We start from the raw sequence: 17,056 nt of genomic DNA, 5'->3' as shown, positions 1-17,056 counted from the left end.
GTGGGTGGGGCCCGCCCCGGTTCTGGAGCGACAGAGCGAAGGAGCGCAGCGACTGAGCGTAGGAGTGAAGAACCGGGGTTGATAGGGCCCCACCCACGCCGCCGGAGGCGGCGCCGATATTTCAGTAGCAGGTGAGGGGCTGGAGTGAATCGGTGGCTTGTGGGCCCAGGGTCGCGTAGGCCGTCGCGATGGCGGTCACTGCGCGCCGCAGATCGGGTTCCGGGCTCGTGTAGGGCAATCGTAGGAAGCGTTCGAACGCCCCCTGCACACCGAATCGTGGTCCCGCTGCCAGCAGTACTCCGTGATTCGGCGCGGTGGCCGCCAGCGCCGTCGATACCGGGGTCGGGAGTTGCGCCCACACCGACATCCCGCCGACTCCGGGCAATATGTACCATCCGGGCAGTTCGTCGGCCATCGCCGCCAGCAGCGCTTCTCGCTGGCTGCGCAGTTGTGCCCGGCGCCGGTCGAGGATCGGGTCGGCGTTCTCGAGCAGGTGGACCGCGGCGAGTTGATCCATCACCGGGGTGCCGAGGTCGACGGTGGCGCGGATGCCCAGCAGCCGGGTGATCAGCGATTCCGAGGTCCGGATCCAACCGACGCGCAGGCCGCCCCAGAAGGATTTGGACGCCGAGCCGATGGTGATGACCTCGGATCCTTTCGCGAAGGCCGCGACCGGCGCGACCGGCGCCGCGGAACCGAGCGACAGGTCGGCCATGGATTCGTCGATGATCAGCAGCATCCGGGTGTCACGGGCGATGGCGGCCAGTTCGGCGCGGGCCGCGTCGTCCATCAGGAAGCCGGTGGGATTGTTGTGGTCGGGCACCAGGTAGGCCAGCGACGCGGCGGTCTGCCGGGCGGCGCTGCGCAGGCCGTCGAGATCCCAGGCGGCGGCCGGGTCCTCCAGACGCAGCGGTACCGGTACCGGGCGGGCACCCACATCGCGAATGGCCTCGATGGCATTGGGGTAGGTGGGGTGGTCGATGAGGACCCGGCCCGCGGTGGGGGCCAGCACGTTGAGCAGCAGCCGGAGCCCGTGCTGGGCGCCGAGGGTCACCAGGATCTGGTCGGCGCTGGTCGGCAGGCCGCGTTCGGTGTAACGGCGGGCCAGGGCTTCACGCAGCGGCAGGATGCCCACCGGATCCATTCCGTGGGTGCCCAGATACGACGGGATGCCCTGGAGCGCGACCGCGTAGGCCTCTTCCATCTCGGGGGGCGCGGTCATCGCCGCGTAGGTCAGGTCCACGCTCGGCGCGGCGCCGGTGGACATGGTGGCCAGGATGCCGCGGGCGGCTCGGGTGCCGTCGTGTGCGATGGCCGGCGGCAGTGCGACGGTACTGCGGGAGCCCTGGCGGGTGATGAGGTAGCCGTGCTCGCGCAGCAGCGAATAGGTCGAGGTGACGGTGGTGCGGCTGACGCCGAGGGTGGCGGCCAGGTCACGTTCGCTGGGTAGGGCGATGCCGAGTGGGGCGCGGCCGTCGTGGATCAGCAGGCGGATTCCTTCGGCCAGCGCGAGGTAGGCGGGTCGGACGGTTTTGCGGGGAGTTCCGTCGGCTCCGTCCGCGTTTCGCCAGTGCCCGAGATCGCGAGCCAGTCCTGTCGCGCCGATCACCCGTGTCGCCATAAGGTCCAGTATTAAGGGATTGGCTCTTTATCGGCAAGTCCAGTCGGCGGATGCTGTAGATATGACACTCTTTGTGGCACTCGTGGGAGTGGGAACATTCGGATTCATCGCCTACGACTACGTCGTACACGAATCACGGATCGCCGAGCTGCTGGACCGATACCGACCGCTGGGTTCGGTCGCCGAAGACTCGGCGAACCGGTACGACCTCGAGCGGATACACCGTGACCTGGACGCCGTCCGGTCCTACCGGGAAAGGGACGCCGCCTGATTCCCGCGGGCCCGGGGCCCGGACGCGCATTCTTCCGATTACCGACCAGTCCAGTTTCCCCACTGGACTGGTCGGTTGTTTATTTCAGTGGATGGGTGCGGTAGAACTCGCACACCTCGCCGGAGAGCAGACCGTCCTCACACGCGAAATACGTCTGGATACAGGAGTTGGTATCGCACCCCAACTGGGCCAGTTCGTCGCGGACCCGGAGGCTGCGCTCCTGTGGCGTCTCCGATTGCTGCTGTGACGCGGCGGCCGGGACGACCGGTACGGCGGTGCCCTCGTTGTCCGAACACGCCCCGAGCAGGAGCGCTCCGGCACACATCGCCGCCAGTGCGGCGAATCGAACAGCGGATCTCGTGACCATGCGCACCTCCACATCCCCCGGGGTGTTCGACGAGCAGCGGCCAGCGTAACCGATACCCAGCCCGATGGATACCGGAAGATCTACCCCGTGCGAACTGCCCGGGGAGGTGGACCGGGCCAGATCTCGCCGGGCCGGGGGTTCGGCCCGTAGCAGAGCAGCCGGGGATTTCCTACCGGTCGGCGCGAGGGCGGTGCACCCGGTACAGACGCCTCTCCCCCGACCGGGCCGAGCCGGTCGGCCGATCGGCGGTCTGCCGGTTCGTCGCCACCCGTGGCGACGAGATTCACGTCCTCACGTTCCCGGCGGTGCGCGGCAAGCGGCTACGCGGAGGTAAGGCATCGCGGTATCCCGGTACACGGTGGCCGGATGCCCGGTACGAGCCGATTCCGGCGACCGGTGCCGGCCACCCACCCGGTCGTGGGCAATGGCGGCGGACTCAGAGTTCGCCCACCTCACAGGCCACGCCGTCGCCGTCCTCGTCGAGTTGCCACGAGTAACCGGGCTGACCGCCCAGCAACGGGGTATCGGTCTCACGGCGGGCGTGAGCACAGTTGATGTAGTAAGGGTTTCCGTCCTTGTCGGGCTCACTCTCGGCACGATCGGCGGGCAACGGATGGGAATCCTGCGACCGATTCGACGACTGCTGGGTGTCGGCGGCGGCCGGAGCGGCGGCGAGGAAGGTCAACGCGCAGCCCGCGATCAGCAGCCGGGTCGATATTGTTCGGGTTCTCATGGTGGAAGTCCTTGCAGCGAGGCGGTACCACCATCCTCACGCGGACTGCCCGATTGCGAAAGACCCTTGTTTCGCCACTGTTTACGCCCGTGCCGCGCAGGGAACGCGGCACGGGCAGGATAATTCGCCGGCGGGGCGCCCGGTATCGGCCGGAGCCGGTGCGCCGAGTGCCCCTCCGGCTCGGCGGATTACGGGGTGCCGGACGGCGGATCGCAGACCTTCCAGCCGCCGTCGGTCTCCTGCAGATCGAAGGTCCGGGCGGTCTGCTCCGGATCCGCCTCGGTCTGCACGCTCACCTGGGCCAGCGCCGTCCGGTCGGTGATCTGTACGGCGTCGACACCGGTCACATCCGGAATACTGCCCTCGGCGACGGCCTGCTGATGCACACCGGCGAACTGCTCCTCGGACAACCCCTGGTAGTAGTCGTGCAGCCCGCCACAGGTCGCCGCACGCAGACCGGCCAGATCGCCGCTCTCCAGCGCGCCGGTGTAATCACCGATCGCCGCGCGGATCCGGGCCTGTGGAGAATCGTCACCCGACCCGACGCCGACCACGACGGCGATCAGCGCGATCACGACCACCACCGCGGCACCGGCCGCGATCAGCCATTTGCGGTTGTTCGCCGAACCTGCCGGCGCCGCGGCCGGCTGCACCCGCTGCGGTTGCGCGATCTGCCCGGGCGCTCCGAACTGCGGTGACTGCGCGACCCGCTGTTCGGCCACGGTCGGTTTGATATCCGCCGGTGACGGCGCACCGCCGGGCCGCTGGGCACCGGCGACCGGCCGGCCCGGGCCGCCGCCCGGTCGCGGTGCGCCCTGCGGACTTCCGGCGCTCTGCGGGCCGCCGACCCCCTGTGGTTGCGGGGCGGACCCACCCGGCCGCGGCGCCGCGGACTGATCCGGACGGCTGGGCGCCTGCGGGCCTGGACGTTTGGGGCCCGACTGCGGGCGGGGCGTGCTGGGCGGTTTCGACAGCGGCCCCTGCGCACCCGAGCCCACTCGATCGGTACGGGCCGGGCTCGGCGGACCGCCGGGCGGCTTCGGGCCGGGGCGAGCGGCCTTGCGCACCTGGCTCATATCGATGCGCTCGGTGGCATTCGGATCAGGTTTGCGCACCGAGAGGGATTCGGTCGGCGCCTCCTCCGGCCGTTGCGGTTTGGGGATCACCACAGTTCTGGCCTCGGTACCGGCGGCGTCGGGTGCCTCCAGTTCGACTGTGGCGTCCACGGCCGGATCACCGGTTTCCGCGGTATCGCCGGCCGCACCGGTGGATTCGGGGGGCGTCGCCGTCGAGGCGGCTTCCACATCGCCGGCGCCGTCGGCCGGACCGGCTTCCGGCTCTTCCGCGGCAGTGTCGGCGAGGCTCGATCCGCTGTCGCTCACCGTGAATTCGGCCGTGACCGCCGCCGCGGCGGTATCCGATCCGGCGGTCCCGGTGACGGACTCCGCATCGGTATCGGCCGACCCGGTGTGCTCGGTGTCCGCGTCGGCACCGGCCGGATCGTCTTCGGTATCTCCGCTCGTATCAGCGGTTTCCCCTGCGGCGGCAGCCGCGGCCTGCCCGGCCTCGTCACCGGGGGCCCGCGCGCTGTCGGACCCGGCCCCGGTATCACCGGAATCGTCCTTCGTCTCCGCGCCACCGGCCTCGTCACCGGAGGCCACAGCCGCAGCGGCCTCGTCCGGTCCATCGGACACCACGGAAACTTCGGCGGTCGCGTCCTCGGGCGAATCGTCTCCGGGCTGCTCCGGATCGCTATCGGCCGGGCCGGCAGGCTCCGGCTGCTCCGTTTCGGCGGCGGCCGGCGATGCCTTCGCCGCACTGTCCGCCGGATCGCCGGCCGGCTCCGCCGACGTGGGCTCGCCGGATTCGGCCGGTGTGGCGGCGTCCGCCACTCCCTTTCCGGTGTCGTCCACCTCGGTCGCCGCATCCGCTGACCGGGTCTCGGCGGCGGCAGCCGCCGGTTCGTCCGATTCGGCACTCTCGCCGGCCCCGCTGTCACCACGCTCAGTCGCCGCGGTGTCGCCGGACTCCGCGGCCGCCGCCGAACCGTCCACCGCGACCGGAACCGCGGATTCGGTATCCGCTTCGGCGCCACGATCCGATTCCACCGGGTCCGCCTGCCCGTCGTCGGCACCGGCCGAATCCGACTCCGGCGCCCCGCTGGGCTCCGCGGCCGCGCTCGACCGGATGACCTCGGTTTTCTCCGCGCCGTCCGCCGGGTCGCCGGTCGGCTCCGCCGACGCGCGCTCACCGGATTCGGCCGGTGTGGCCGCGTCCGCCACTCCCTTTTCGGTGTCGTCCACCTCGGCCGTCGCACCGGTCGCCGCATCCGCTGACCGCGAGGGCTGCGCTCCGGTATCGGGCGTCTCCGGCTTCTCCGTGGCGGGAGCATCCGCCCCGGAGTCGTTTCCGGCGCCGGAGTCGGATTCGGAGCGGATCGGTTCCTTGTCGTCGGTCGGGTGCGACACCTATACCCCTCGTTGCTGGCGAACAGAATGTGACGTAGATGGCCAGCCTATCGAGCATTCCCGATACCCGTGCACAATGAAGCCCATGACCTCGTTCGGTGATCTGCTCGGACCGCAACCGGTACTCCTTCCTGAACTACACGAGGCGGAGGACGCACTCGACGCCGGTACCGACCCGGTGCGGGTCGCGGCCGACAACCCCGCCGCTTCGATCGCCTGGGCTGCGCTGGCCGAAGCCGCGCTGGAGCGGGCCGCCGACGCCGCGGAACCTGTCAACCACGATGTGGTCGCCGCCTACGCGTTCGCCCGCACCGGCTACCACCGCGGGCTCGACCTGCTGCGCCGCAACGGCTGGAAGGGTTTCGGTCCGGTTCCGTGGGAACACGAGCCCAACCGCGGCTTCCTGCGCAGTGTCGCGGCCCTGGCCCGGGCAGCGAAGACAGTCGGCGAATCCGACGAATACGCGCGCTGCCTGGATCTGCTCGAGGACTGTGATCCACGGGCTGCCGGCGAACTCGGCCTGGGCTGAGCGAAACCGCGGCATTGATCGATCCGAATTCCCGGGTGGCCCGAGCCGGGACCAGAGGCGCCGACCGGATGCGGCGTTCCTGGAAACGGCTCCGCCTCTCGGCGATCCCGATTCTGCAGTGCTCGCTGGCGGCGGCGCTGGCCTGGTTCCTGGCCAAGGATGTGGTCGGTCACGCGCTACCGTTCTTCGCGCCGACCGCCGCGGTGGTGTCCATCGGAACCGCCTTCGGCGCGCGGCTGCGGCGTTCGCTGGAGCTGGTGGTCGGTGTCGCCGTGGGCATCGGTGTCGGTGACCTGTTCATCTCGCAGGTGGGGACCGGGGTCTGGCAGATCGCGCTGGTGGTGGCGATAGCCATGTCGCTGGCGGTGTTCCTCGACGGCGGGGCCATCATCGGTATCCAGGCGTCGGGGTCGGCCGTGCTGGTGGCCACCCTGATGCCGCCGGATACCGGCGCCGGGCTGTCCCGGATGGTCGACGCGCTGATCGGTGGCCTGGTCGGGGTGGTCGTCGTGGCCGCGTTGCCGTTGCATCCGGTGCGCCGCGCCCGGGAACAGGCGGCGGCGATCCTCGGGGTGATGGGGAAAGCGCTCACCGAGGGCGCGCACGGCCTGCTCGAACAGGACCCGGCCAAGGTGCACTCCGCGCTCACCTCGGTCCGGGCCACGCAGGCACAACTCGATTCGCTGCGCAAATCGCTCGAGGGCGGACGCGAGGTGAGCCGGATCTCCCCGCTGTACTGGAATTCACGCGGCCGGCTGGAGCGGCTGCGCGACGCCGCCGACCCCTTGGACAACGCGGTTCGCAATACCCGAGTGCTGCTGCGCCGATCGCTGACCCTGGTGCGCGACGACGAGATCCTCGATCCGGGCGTGATCGAGGAGGTGGAGCAATTGGCCGCCGCCGTGGATGTGGTCCGGCGCATGCTGCTCGCCGATCCCGGCGAACAACCCGACCGCGCGGAGGCCGCCCGGGTCTTGCGATCGGTGGCCAAACAGGCCCGCCCGGAGTTGGTTGCGGGGGCCGGTCTGTCGGCGCACGTGGTGTTCGCCCAGATCCGATCCACCCTGGTAGACCTGTTGCAGGTATGCGGAGTGCAGCGCGTGTCGGCCCTGGCCCTGCTACCACCGACGGTACCCAATCCCTATGTGACACCGAATAATTGATTCGCCGGGCCGCTCGCGGTGCCGCCGCCGGGGCACAATTGTTCGCCACCCGGTTGCCGGGGCCGCCGAACCCGGCGGACGCCTGCTCCACCGGACACATCGCCAGGCCACGGGCCGGATTCGAGTAGCGGACTACCTGTACCGCCGCGTCCGGTCTCCACTAATGTGAAACAGGACCGGACCGGCCCACGGCCGGTTCGGTGGGACCCCTCCCGTGCGCCGCGTCGCCGACGGACGGCGCGCCAGCGCCGAATGTTTCGGATACCCGGACGCCGGCCCGGGCGGGGAATCCGGGCCCGTCCGGCCGGCGCCGCGCCGGGCGGGCCCTCTCGGAACTCCCGCGCGCCGCCCGGGCTGGATCTACGCCCAGAATCGGGTCAGATATCCGCCGTAGCGCGACCACTGCTCGGAAACCCCGGACAGGTCGTAGAGCGCGTAGACCGCGTCGAAGAACACCTGGTTGATCGACGGGGTGAACAGCAGCGCGAACAGGATGAGCATGCCGAAGGGTTTGAACTGTTCCAATCCGCGCCGGGTCTTGTAGCTGAGCGAGGGCTCCACTACGCCGTAGCCGTCCAGGCCGGGTATCGGCAGCAGATTGAGCAGGGTGGCGGTGACCTGTAGGAACGCCAGGAAGCTGAGCCCGAACCAGAAAGCCGCGTGCTCGGTCGCACTCCCGAATACGCGTACCACCAGCAGCAGCACCACCGCGCAGACCGCGTTCACGGCGGGACCCGCCGCACTGATCAACCGTTGCGTCCGCGCCGGGACCTGATGGGTGTGCACATAGACAGCTCCACCCGGCAGACCGATCCCGCCGAGCGCGATGAAGATCATCGGCAACACGATGGACAGCAGCGGATGGCTGTATTTGAGCGGATTCAGGGTCAGGTATCCACGCAACTCCACCTCGCGGTCACCGGCCCGCCACGCGAGAAAAGCGTGGGCGAACTCGTGCAGGCACAGGCTCACCACCCAGCCGAACACCACCAGTACGAAGACCCCGGCCTTGGCCTGTACCGAATCCAGCTCGGCGCCCCAGGCCAGTACCCCACCGGCTACCGCGACGGCGAGCACGAGCAGGAACACCGGGCTCGGCCGCACCGCGCCGCGGCGCAGCGCCGATATATCGCGGGTCACGACCCGCCGCCGATACTCGTCCGAACCGGGCCGGATCGCGAAACGAGCGAACCACCGCGGCCCGGCACCGGCCACCCGGAGGCACGGATATCCGGGCGAGCGCAGTCGAGGCGGAGGGATCGCATCAGCGGACCAGCAGCCAGGGTTCGTGGTGCCGGTAGAAGGTCGACCGCGGTACCACCCGGTCGCTCTGCACACCGTCCCGGTTGATCACCGCGCCCGGGGTCCCGAGCTGCGCGGCCCGGCCCGCGGTCCAGCGGCGGCGCCGGAAGCGGCGCGGAAAACTCGCCCGGACTCCGGGCAGCTCCAGTGTGGGGGTCACGAACATGGCCCGGACCGAGCCGGAGAACAGGCGGGTGTCGTCGACATAGGCTTCCCCGGTCAGCGGGGCACCCTCCGGGCCGGTGATCTTGGCGCGTCCCGCCAGGACCGTACCGGTGTCGTCGCGCACCAGTGGGGTCTCCGTGGCAGTGCCCTCGAGCGCCAGTTTGGCCGCCGCGTTCCCGGTCGGCAGATCGTAGGCCAGCGCCCCGTAGGACCGCTCCAGCGGTACGTACCCGACCTCCACGTGCAACCGTTCGGTCCGCATCAGATGAGTGAGCACAGCGGCCAGCGCCGCGTCGCCGCCGAGCACGATCAAACGCGGCAGGCTGTCGGCCGCCAGCACCGGGAGCAGCTCGTCGATCAGGCCGGAACTCGGCACTGCCTCGGTCTGCGCGGTCGGCAGCGCGGCCAGAGCGATGGGTACCGGTGCGTCGGCACAGCGGAGAACCTGGGTACTCAAACGCCCAACACCCTCCCTCGGACCGGTCACCCAAGAGTGTAGAGGGTCCCCGGTGGCGACCCGCGCAACGGCCCGGCCGCGGCGACCGTTCCCCGGCCGCCGGACGGGCTCGGCTAGACTGTGCTCCCGGCTTCCTCCGCATTACGGCAGGTAGCTGCAGCACTCACGTGTTGCGCGTCGAACCGTAGGAGACACGACCATGCCGGCAATCGTCCTCATCGGAGCCCAGTGGGGTGACGAGGGCAAGGGCAAAGCCACCGATCTACTCGGGGGCCGCGTGCAGTGGGTAGTGCGGTACCAGGGCGGTAACAACGCCGGCCATACCGTGGTGCTGCCCAACGGCGACAATTTCGCGCTACACCTGATTCCGTCCGGGATCCTGACCCCCGGTGTCAAGAACGTCATCGGCAACGGTGTGGTCGTCGACCCCGGCGTGCTGCTCGACGAAGTCGCCGGACTGGAGGACCGCGACGTCGACACCTCGGATCTGCTGCTGTCCGCCGACGCGCATCTGATCATGCCGTACCACGTGGCCATCGATAAGGTCACCGAGCGGTTCCTCGGCAACAACAAGATCGGCACCACCGGCCGCGGTATCGGCCCCTGCTACCAGGACAAGGTCGCGCGGGTCGGGGTACGTGTCGCCGATGTGCTCGACGAGAAGATCCTCACCCAGAAGGTGGAGGCCGCGCTCGAATTCAAGAACCAGGTGCTGGTCAAGATCTACAACCGGCGCGCCCTGGACCCCCAGCAGGTGGTCGAGGAGGTGCTGGGCCAGGCCGAGAAGTTCGCGCACCGCATCAGCGATACCCGCCTGGAGCTGAACCTGGCTCTCGAACGCGGCGAGACCGTACTGCTCGAGGGCTCGCAGGGCACCCTGCTCGACGTGGACCACGGCACCTACCCGTATGTCACCTCGTCGAACCCGACCGCCGGTGGCGCCGCGGTCGGTGCCGGGATCGGGCCCAATCAGATCGGCACGGTGCTGGGCATCCTGAAGTGCTACACCACCCGGGTCGGCTCCGGCCCGTTCCCGACCGAACTGTTCGACGAATCGGGCGCCTACCTGGCCAAGACGGGCGGGGAGGTCGGCGTGACCACCGGACGGGCCCGCCGCTGCGGCTGGTTCGACGCGGTCATCGCCCGCTACGCCACCCGGGTCAACGGCATCACCGACTACTTCCTCACCAAACTCGACGTGCTGTCGAGCCTGGACCGGGTGCCGATCTGTGTGGCCTACGAGGTGGACGGCGAACGGGTCGAGCAGATGCCGACCACGCAGACCGGATTCCATCACGCCAAACCCATTTTCGAGGAGATGCCCGGCTGGTGGGAGGACATCTCCGGGGCGCGCACCTTCGAGGAACTGCCCGCCAACGCCCGGGCCTACGTGCTCCGGCTCGAGGAACTGTCGGGTGCCCGGATCTCCTGTATCGGAGTCGGCCCGGGGCGCGACGAGACCATCGTCCGCCACGACATCCTCGGCTGAGGTATCAGCGGACGGCCTGGAACCCCAGCACCGTGCCGCCGATCCGGATGGCATCGCCGTCGGCCAGCAGCGCGGAGTCGATCGGCTGTTCGTTGACGAAGACGCCGTTCGCCGAATCCAGATCCTCGATCAGCAGTCCGGCCCGGCCCAGTTTGATCTGGGCGTGATAGCGGCTGGCCTTCGGATCGTCGAGGATCAGATCGTTATCGGTCATCCGGCCTATCCGGAAACCACCGTGGGCGACCACCACGGTCCGGCCGTCCGGTAGCCGCAACTGACCGCTGCGCACGGTGCGCGGTACCTCGGTGACCGTATCGGTCATCGCCGCGGCCATCCGCTCGACGCTCTTCATCTCGACGGTGCTCAGCGGCTCCTGGCGCAGCACCCGCCGCTCCAGTTCGAGCAGGGCGGGGCCGGGATCGATACCGAGTTCTTCGGCCAGGACCGCACGCACCCGCCGGCACGCCTCCAGCGCGTCGGCATGCCGTTCGGACAGGTACAGCGCGGTGATGAGCTGAGCCCACAGCGGTTCCCGGAGCGGATGTTCGCTGGTGAGCGCGACCAGTTCGCCGATCACGGCGGTGGCCCGGCCGCAGGTGATCTCCGCGTCGAACCGCGCCGACACCGCCAGCAGCCGCTCTTCCTCCATCGCGGTGGCGAAACTGTCGGCGAAACCGAGCCCGACGAGGTCGGACAGGGCGCGTCCGTTCCATTCGCGCAGGGCGGTGGCGAACAGCCGGGACGCGGACGCGTGATCACCGGCACCCGACGCCCGGGTGCCGGCGTCACGCGCGGCTTCGAACCGGCCGAGGTCACAGGCGTCGTCGGCGATCTCGAGCCGATAACCCGAGGATTCCGTGCGCAGTACACCGGCCGGATCGATACCGGAATTCCGGAGCGCCTTGCGGATATTCGATACGAATACCTGCAGGCTGGCCGCGTATGCGTCGGGCGGCTCCTCGTTCCAGACCATATCGGCCAGGGTGGACGAGGACACGGCCCGGCGGCGGTTCACCGCGAGCGCCGCCAACAGCGCCCGCGGTTTGGGCCCGCCGACCGGTACCGGCTCACCGCCGACCAGTAACTGCACGGGCCCCAGCACACGGAGGTCGAGAGTCATCTGGCTACTAGCGGTGAGAAGGGATCAGGCACTGATGGAACGCCCTGCGGAGCGCAGGTCGTTGCATGCCTGCACCACCCGATCGGCCATCGACAGCTCGGCCTTCTTCAGGTAGCTGCGCGGATCGTAGGCCTTCTTGTTGCCGACCTCGCCGTCGATCTTCAGCACACCGTCGTAGTTGCTGAACATATGGGCGGCGATGGGCCGGGTGAAGGCGTACTGGGTGTCGGTATCGACATTCATCTTCACCACGCCGTAGCGCAGCGAATCGTCGATCTCCGACTTCAGCGAGCCGGAACCGCCGTGGAACACGAAATCGAACGGCTGGGCGTCGTTGGCCAGACCCAGCTTGGCCGCGGCGACCCGTTGGCCCTCGGCCAGCACCTCGGGCTTGAGGACCACATTGCCCGGCTTGTACACACCGTGCACATTGCCGAAGGTGGCGGCGAGCAGGTATTTACCCTTCTCACCGGAGCCGAGCGCGTCGATGGTCTTCTCGAAGTCCGCGGGCGAAGTGTAGAGCTTGTCGTTGATCTCGGCCTCGACACCGTCCTCTTCACCACCGACGACACCGATCTCGACCTCGAGGATGATCTTCGCGGCGGCAGCGGCGGAGAGCAGCTCCTGGGCGATCGAGAGGTTCTCGTCGATCGGAACGGCCGAACCGTCCCACATATGCGACTGGAACAGCGGGTTCTGTCCCGCGTCCACCCGCTCCTGCGAAACGGCCAGCAACGGGCGGACGAACCCGTCGAGCTTGTCCTTGGGGCAGTGGTCGGTGTGCAGCGCGATGGTGACGCCGTACTTCGCGGCGACCACATGGGCGAATTCGGCCAGCGCCACCGCGCCGGTGACCATATCCTTCACACCCTGGCCGGAACCGAATTCCGCACCACCGGTGGAGAACTGGATGATCCCGTCACTGCCCGCCTCGGCGAAACCCTTGATCGCCGCGTTGATCGTCTCCGATGATGTGCAGTTGATGGCCGGGAAGGCGAAAGAGTTCGCCTTGGCCTGACCGAGCATCTCGGCGTAGACCTCCGGAGTCGCGATCGGCACTGTGAAGACCTCCGTGTTGTGCGGCAGACGTGGGACTGTCTGTTTCTGCACATACCCTAAGGCAGGCAGGTTTCATCCGGTATAAGGGGATTGTTTGCGCCGCCGCACCCTACAGTCGTCGATGTAACCGGTACTGTGGGCCGGGTGATTGCGCTGGCAGCTACCGACGCGGTGACGAGCAATCTGGCTCTGACCGAACTGCTCGACCCGATGCACCTGTTGACCGAGACCTGGCTGAAGAATGCGGTGCTACCGGCCATCCTGGTGATCGTCTTCATCGAAACCGGTCTGCTCTTCCCGCTGCTTCCCGGCGATTCACTGCTGTTCACGGGTGGTCTGCTGGCCGCGCAACCCAATCCGCCGGTATCGATCTGGGTGCTCGTGCCGGCCGTCGTCTTCATCGCCTTCGCCGGTGACCAGTGCGGTTATTGGATCGGCCGGGCCATCGGTCCCGCGTTGTTCAACAAGGAGGACACGCGCTTCTTCAAGAAGAGCTATGTCACCGAAACGCACGAATTCTTCGAGAAGCACGGCCCCAAAACGATCATCCTGGCCCGTTTCGTCCCGATCGTCCGGACTTTCATGCCGGTCCTGGCCGGGGTTTCCAAAATGAGCTACCGGCGCTATGTCGCCTTCGATATCGTCGGCGCCATCGCCTGGGGCGGCGGCGTGACCGTCCTCGGGTATTTCCTCGGCAATGTCGCGTTCATCCGTGACCACGTAGAGGCCATCTTCCTGCTCATCGTGTTCGTCTCGATCCTGCCGGGTATCAGCGCGGTCGCCAAGAAATTGCTCGGGCGCAAGAAAGCGGCTGGGGAGACCGACGGTCGGCTGACCTCGACCGCGGAACTGCCCGCCATGGATCTGCCCACCGAGGTCGACAGCACCATGCCCCTGCCGGTGGTGCCGAGCACCAGGCCGGTCGGCGCGAACGATTCTCCCGTTCGGTAAGTGGTGAGCGCCCAGGCCGTGCCCCATGCGATGGGCAGCTTCGAACCCCTGATCTCCGCCGGACCGGCGCTGGTCTGGACCGTGGTCCTCACCTTCGTCTTCCTGGAATGCGCGTTCATTCTCGGGTTGTTCCTGCCGGGCGATTCGATGCTGTTGACAGCGGGAATCGTGATGGCCTCCCACGCCACCGGGGAGACCCAGGTATGGCTGCTGGCGGTGGGCGCGATGGTCGCCGCCATCGCCGGTAACCAGGTCGGCTATATGGTCGGGCGACGAACCGGGCACCGGCTCGTCGCCCGTAAGAACGGGCGCTATATCAATACGCGCAACCTGGCCCGGGTGGCCGATCTGCTGGAGCGGCACGGATTCGTGGCGGTACTGGTCGCGCGCTGGATCCCCTGGGTGCGCACGCTGTGCCCGATGGTGGCCGGTGCCGCCGGGATGGAGCACCGCCGCTACACCGTCGCGAGCACCATCGGCGCCATCATCTGGGCCCCGGTACTACTGCTGATGGGGTACTATGCGGGCGGCTTCATCCAGCAGATCTCCTGGCTCATGCCGATCGTGATCGGATCGCTGGTGGTGTGCCTGATCGTCGGCACGATCATCGGCATCCGGCAGTACCGGCAGGAGATGTCCCAGCCGGAAGAGGACTTCGATCTCGAATCCGCCGGAGCCGATGCCGACACCATGCCGCTACCCGGCCTCGGCCGCACGGATCGGACACCCGGATACCACCCCGCCAACGCGCGCGACCGGCGTGAGCTACAGCCCGGCCGCGGTGACCATATGGGCGGCTTCCATGAGCATCCAGCCCGAGAGCTGCACCGATAGGTCACGCTCGGGTACCCGGGAGGAGCTGACCGCGCCGTTGGAGGTGACCCCACCGGCGCCGCCGCTACCACTGGGCAGCTGAGCGGATACGGTCCAGTCGTGGCCGAACAGCGGTTCGCCCTCGACGTCGAGCCGGTTCTCCCAGGCCGCGGCCGCCGACTCCTTCACGATCCGCGCCGCGGTACGGCGGTCGGCGAGTTGTTCGTGTTCTTTCCCGGGCAGCATGAGCGCGACCAGCGCGAGGTACCGGATGAGGATCCCGTTGAACAGGCCCCCGTCACCACCGGTACCACCACGCACCACACAGTCGACGGTCAGCTGGTCTTCCACGGCGTCCAGGAGCCGGTGGACCCGATCGAGATGCTCGAAATCGCCGGTGTGCACCGCGAGCTCGGTCTCCAATCCCAGCACCACACCCTGGCAGTAGCTGTAGATCGGCCGTTCCAGCTCGCCGGAGGGGAGGTGGATACCGTCGAAGACGAGACCGGTCTCCGGATCGCGCAGCGTCTCGTCGATCCAGTCCGCCATTTCGGCCGCCCGCTCGTAGCGGCCGAGCCGGGCCAGCGCGATACCGGCCGGACCGTTGGCCGGCGCATTGTAGAAATCCGCGCCGACCCGCCAGGGGATTCCACCGCCGACCGCCGGATTCCACGCGGTGTGCAGTTTCTGCTCGAGCGGACCGAGCGCCCCCACGGCCTCTTTGTTGTCGTGGATCCGGGCCGCGCGTTCCAGGGCGATGGCCAGCCAGGCCATATCGTCGTAATAGCGGTTGGTCCATCCGGAGATATTGCGGAGCCGATGGGAACGGACCAGGGTGGCCACCCGTTTGCGCCGTTCGATGGTCGGCGCGCGATTGGCGGCGTCGACGGCACAGTCGATGAGATGGGCCTGCCACCAGTAGTGCCAGGTGAAGAAGAACCGCTCCCGCCGGACCGGCGGCCAGCCCACCACCCCCAGCGCGGTCCCCGGCAGCAGCCAGACCGGCCGCAGATGACGGGATACGATCGCGGCCTCGGCCCGGTCGGCCCGCTCGGACCAGCGGGTCGCGGGGTCCCCCAGCTGCCGGCGCTGTTGCCCGGCCGAGCGCCGGGGAACGTCGAGATCGTCGCTGGGCGGGGTCATGAAACCCATATTGCCAGGCGAATCGGCTTTTCCGCCGCTCAATTGTTATCGACTCGACGCGGAACCGTTCGACTTCGCCAGGATTCGGTCCGGACCTCGCGGAATTGCGCCCGGACGGGGCGGCGAACGGGTCTCCGAGAATCGTAAAGCCGGGTATACGCTCGGGCGTGTCGCCCGCCGTACGGCGGGCCGGAACACGGCCCGGTCGCGCGCCCGGCGGTGAACACGCCGCCGCACAACGATTTTCGAGTGGACCAGACCGAGCCGGATGGTCCCCGGACCGCCCGCACTACGATCAACCCGTGACCAACCCAGCGCTACCGGCCGATACGAACCCCGCCCGGATCGTGAGCCAGACTTCCGGGGACGCCGCGGCGCAGACGCCCGATACGGAACCGGCAGCGGGACAGGATTCGGCCGACCCCGATCCGGAGGCCGAGCACCCGCCCGGCCCGACCGAATGGGGGGAGAACCCGAACGGCGTCGGTCCGTGGACGGCCGAACACGCCTGGCCACCGCCGGAGGACAACCGGCTCGACCCGGCACTGCTGGCCGAAGGCGACCGCCGCAATGTCGTCGATGCCTACCGCTACTGGTCCAGGGAAGCGATCGTGGCCGATATCGACCGCCGCCGCCACCCTTTCCACATCGCCATCGAGAACTTCGGCCACGACGCCAATATCGGCACCGTGGTGCGCACCGCGAACGCGTTCGCCGCGGGCGCGGTACATATCGTCGGACGCCGCCGCTGGAACCGGCGCGGCGCCATGGTCACCGACCGCTATCAGCACATCACGCATCATCCGGATATCGAGGCACTGCTCGAATTCGCCCGGTCCGAGGACCTGAGCGTGGTCGCCGTGGACAACGTCCCGGGTTCGGTCCCCCTGGAAACCGTTCGGCTGCCGCGGCGTTGCCTGCTGCTGTTCGGGCAGGAGGGGCCCGGTGTCACCGAAAGCGCCCGCGACGCAGCGGTGCTCACCGTATCCATCGCCCAGTTCGGTTCCACCCGCAGTATCAACGCCGGGGTGGCGGCGGGTATCGCCATGCACACCTGGATCCGTCAACACGCGGACCTCACCACCGCCTGGTGAATCCGCCGGGCGCGGGTGAACCGTCCGCACGATATGCCGCGCCGGCCGCCGGTAATTCGACGACCATCGAGCACATGCCATGCCATGAGCACCCTCAGGGGAATCCACACACAAACCCGCAACCTCTCGAACATCCGCAGTCACGTGGCGGCCTACACAGGGCTTGCCTAAGTGCCGCACCCACCTCCCCTCTACTCCGAATGGTCCACATCCGCAGGTGGGGCCCGCCCCGGTTCTGGAGCGACAGAGCGAAGGAGCGCAGCGACTGAGCGCCGGAGTGAAGAACCGGGGTTGATAGGGCCCCACCCCGC

At 68.6% G+C, this 17,056-nt stretch carries 15 protein-coding genes and 1 pseudogene; 7 read left to right on the top strand and 9 right to left on the bottom strand.

The genetic code is table 11. From position 1 onward, the window contains the following. Window positions 1-121: 121 nt before the first annotated feature. Complete coding sequence (yczR, locus tag ACWEWT_RS37425; RefSeq protein WP_452565641.1) at window positions 122-1,621, bottom strand: MocR-like transcription factor YczR; 1,500 nt, start codon at window positions 1,619-1,621, stop codon at window positions 122-124. Window positions 1,622-1,682: 61 nt separating this feature from the next. Here yczR and ACWEWT_RS37420 point away from each other — a divergent pair, with 61 nt between their 5' ends. Then, window positions 1,683-1,892 carry a hypothetical protein gene (locus ACWEWT_RS37420; RefSeq protein WP_452565640.1) on the top strand — a complete coding sequence of 70 codons (210 nt, stop codon included), beginning with the start codon at window positions 1,683-1,685 and terminating at the stop codon, window positions 1,890-1,892. A 79-nt stretch (window positions 1,893-1,971) separates the two neighbouring features. Here the strand turns inward: ACWEWT_RS37420 and ACWEWT_RS37415 are convergent, their stop codons facing one another. The 3 genes from ACWEWT_RS37415 to ACWEWT_RS37405 all read right to left on the bottom strand — a co-directional run bounded on the left by ACWEWT_RS37415 (window position 1,972) and on the right by ACWEWT_RS37405 (window position 5,460). Further along, window positions 1,972-2,259 carry a hypothetical protein gene (locus ACWEWT_RS37415; protein ID WP_452565639.1) on the bottom strand — a complete coding sequence of 96 codons (288 nt, stop codon included), beginning with the start codon at window positions 2,257-2,259 and terminating at the stop codon, window positions 1,972-1,974. 436 nt (window positions 2,260-2,695) lie between these two features. After that, window positions 2,696-2,992, bottom strand: coding sequence for an excalibur calcium-binding domain-containing protein (locus tag ACWEWT_RS37410; protein ID WP_452565638.1), 297 nt, complete (start codon window positions 2,990-2,992; stop codon window positions 2,696-2,698). Between the two features lie 188 nt (window positions 2,993-3,180). Then, window positions 3,181-5,460: an Rv0361 family membrane protein gene (locus ACWEWT_RS37405; protein WP_452565637.1), complete on the bottom strand. Its 2,280-nt coding sequence runs from the start codon at window positions 5,458-5,460 to the stop codon at window positions 3,181-3,183. Window positions 5,461-5,545: 85 nt separating this feature from the next. Between ACWEWT_RS37405 and ACWEWT_RS37400 the strand changes: the two genes are divergently transcribed. Both ACWEWT_RS37400 and ACWEWT_RS37395 read left to right on the top strand, forming a co-directional pair. Next, window positions 5,546-5,989 carry a DUF3151 domain-containing protein gene (locus ACWEWT_RS37400; protein WP_452565636.1) on the top strand — a complete coding sequence of 148 codons (444 nt, stop codon included), beginning with the start codon at window positions 5,546-5,548 and terminating at the stop codon, window positions 5,987-5,989. 68 nt (window positions 5,990-6,057) lie between these two features. Further along, window positions 6,058-7,152: an FUSC family protein gene (locus ACWEWT_RS37395; protein ID WP_452565635.1), complete on the top strand. Its 1,095-nt coding sequence runs from the start codon at window positions 6,058-6,060 to the stop codon at window positions 7,150-7,152. Window positions 7,153-7,512: 360 nt separating this feature from the next. Here ACWEWT_RS37395 and ACWEWT_RS37390 read toward each other — a convergent pair whose 3' ends face one another. Beyond that, window positions 7,513-8,292: a site-2 protease family protein gene (locus ACWEWT_RS37390; RefSeq protein ID WP_452565634.1), complete on the bottom strand. Its 780-nt coding sequence runs from the start codon at window positions 8,290-8,292 to the stop codon at window positions 7,513-7,515. A 124-nt stretch (window positions 8,293-8,416) separates the two neighbouring features. Further along, on the bottom strand, window positions 8,417-9,076 hold the full coding sequence (locus ACWEWT_RS37385; protein WP_452565633.1) for a hypothetical protein: 660 nt from the start codon (window positions 9,074-9,076) through the stop codon (window positions 8,417-8,419). A gap of 199 nt (window positions 9,077-9,275) precedes the next feature. Between ACWEWT_RS37385 and ACWEWT_RS37380 the strand changes: the two genes are divergently transcribed. Further along, complete coding sequence (locus ACWEWT_RS37380; protein WP_452565632.1) at window positions 9,276-10,565, top strand: adenylosuccinate synthase; 1,290 nt, start codon at window positions 9,276-9,278, stop codon at window positions 10,563-10,565. Window positions 10,566-10,569: 4 nt separating this feature from the next. Here ACWEWT_RS37380 and ACWEWT_RS37375 read toward each other — a convergent pair whose 3' ends face one another. Continuing rightward, window positions 10,570-11,685: a BTAD domain-containing putative transcriptional regulator gene (locus tag ACWEWT_RS37375; RefSeq protein WP_452565631.1), complete on the bottom strand. Its 1,116-nt coding sequence runs from the start codon at window positions 11,683-11,685 to the stop codon at window positions 10,570-10,572. 24 nt (window positions 11,686-11,709) lie between these two features. Further along, a complete protein-coding gene (gene fbaA / locus ACWEWT_RS37370) occupies window positions 11,710-12,744 on the bottom strand; it encodes a class II fructose-bisphosphate aldolase (RefSeq protein ID WP_452565630.1) in 1,035 nt (344 codons plus the stop codon). 210 nt (window positions 12,745-12,954) lie between these two features. Here fbaA and ACWEWT_RS37365 point away from each other — a divergent pair, with 210 nt between their 5' ends. After that, a complete protein-coding gene (locus ACWEWT_RS37365) occupies window positions 12,955-13,695 on the top strand; it encodes a DedA family protein (protein WP_452565643.1) in 741 nt (246 codons plus the stop codon). A gap of 30 nt (window positions 13,696-13,725) precedes the next feature. Then, window positions 13,726-14,361 (top strand): annotated as a pseudogene (locus ACWEWT_RS37360) (DedA family protein); the annotation flags it as partial. 99 nt (window positions 14,362-14,460) lie between these two features. On the opposite strand, the gene ACWEWT_RS37355 reads toward ACWEWT_RS37360, so the two are convergent. Then, complete coding sequence (locus ACWEWT_RS37355; protein WP_452565629.1) at window positions 14,461-15,651, bottom strand: glycoside hydrolase family 76 protein; 1,191 nt, start codon at window positions 15,649-15,651, stop codon at window positions 14,461-14,463. A 347-nt stretch (window positions 15,652-15,998) separates the two neighbouring features. On the opposite strand from ACWEWT_RS37355, the gene ACWEWT_RS37350 reads away from it, so the two are divergent. Continuing rightward, window positions 15,999-16,745, top strand: a complete 747-nt coding sequence (locus ACWEWT_RS37350; protein WP_452565642.1) for a TrmH family RNA methyltransferase — start codon at window positions 15,999-16,001, stop codon at window positions 16,743-16,745. Window positions 16,746-17,056 lie beyond the last annotated feature (311 nt).

The sequence above is a fragment of the Nocardia sp. NPDC003963 genome, assembly GCF_053605105.1.
The sequence above is the reverse complement of the archived record's forward strand: the minus strand, read 5'-3'. Positions and strand labels throughout refer to the sequence as shown.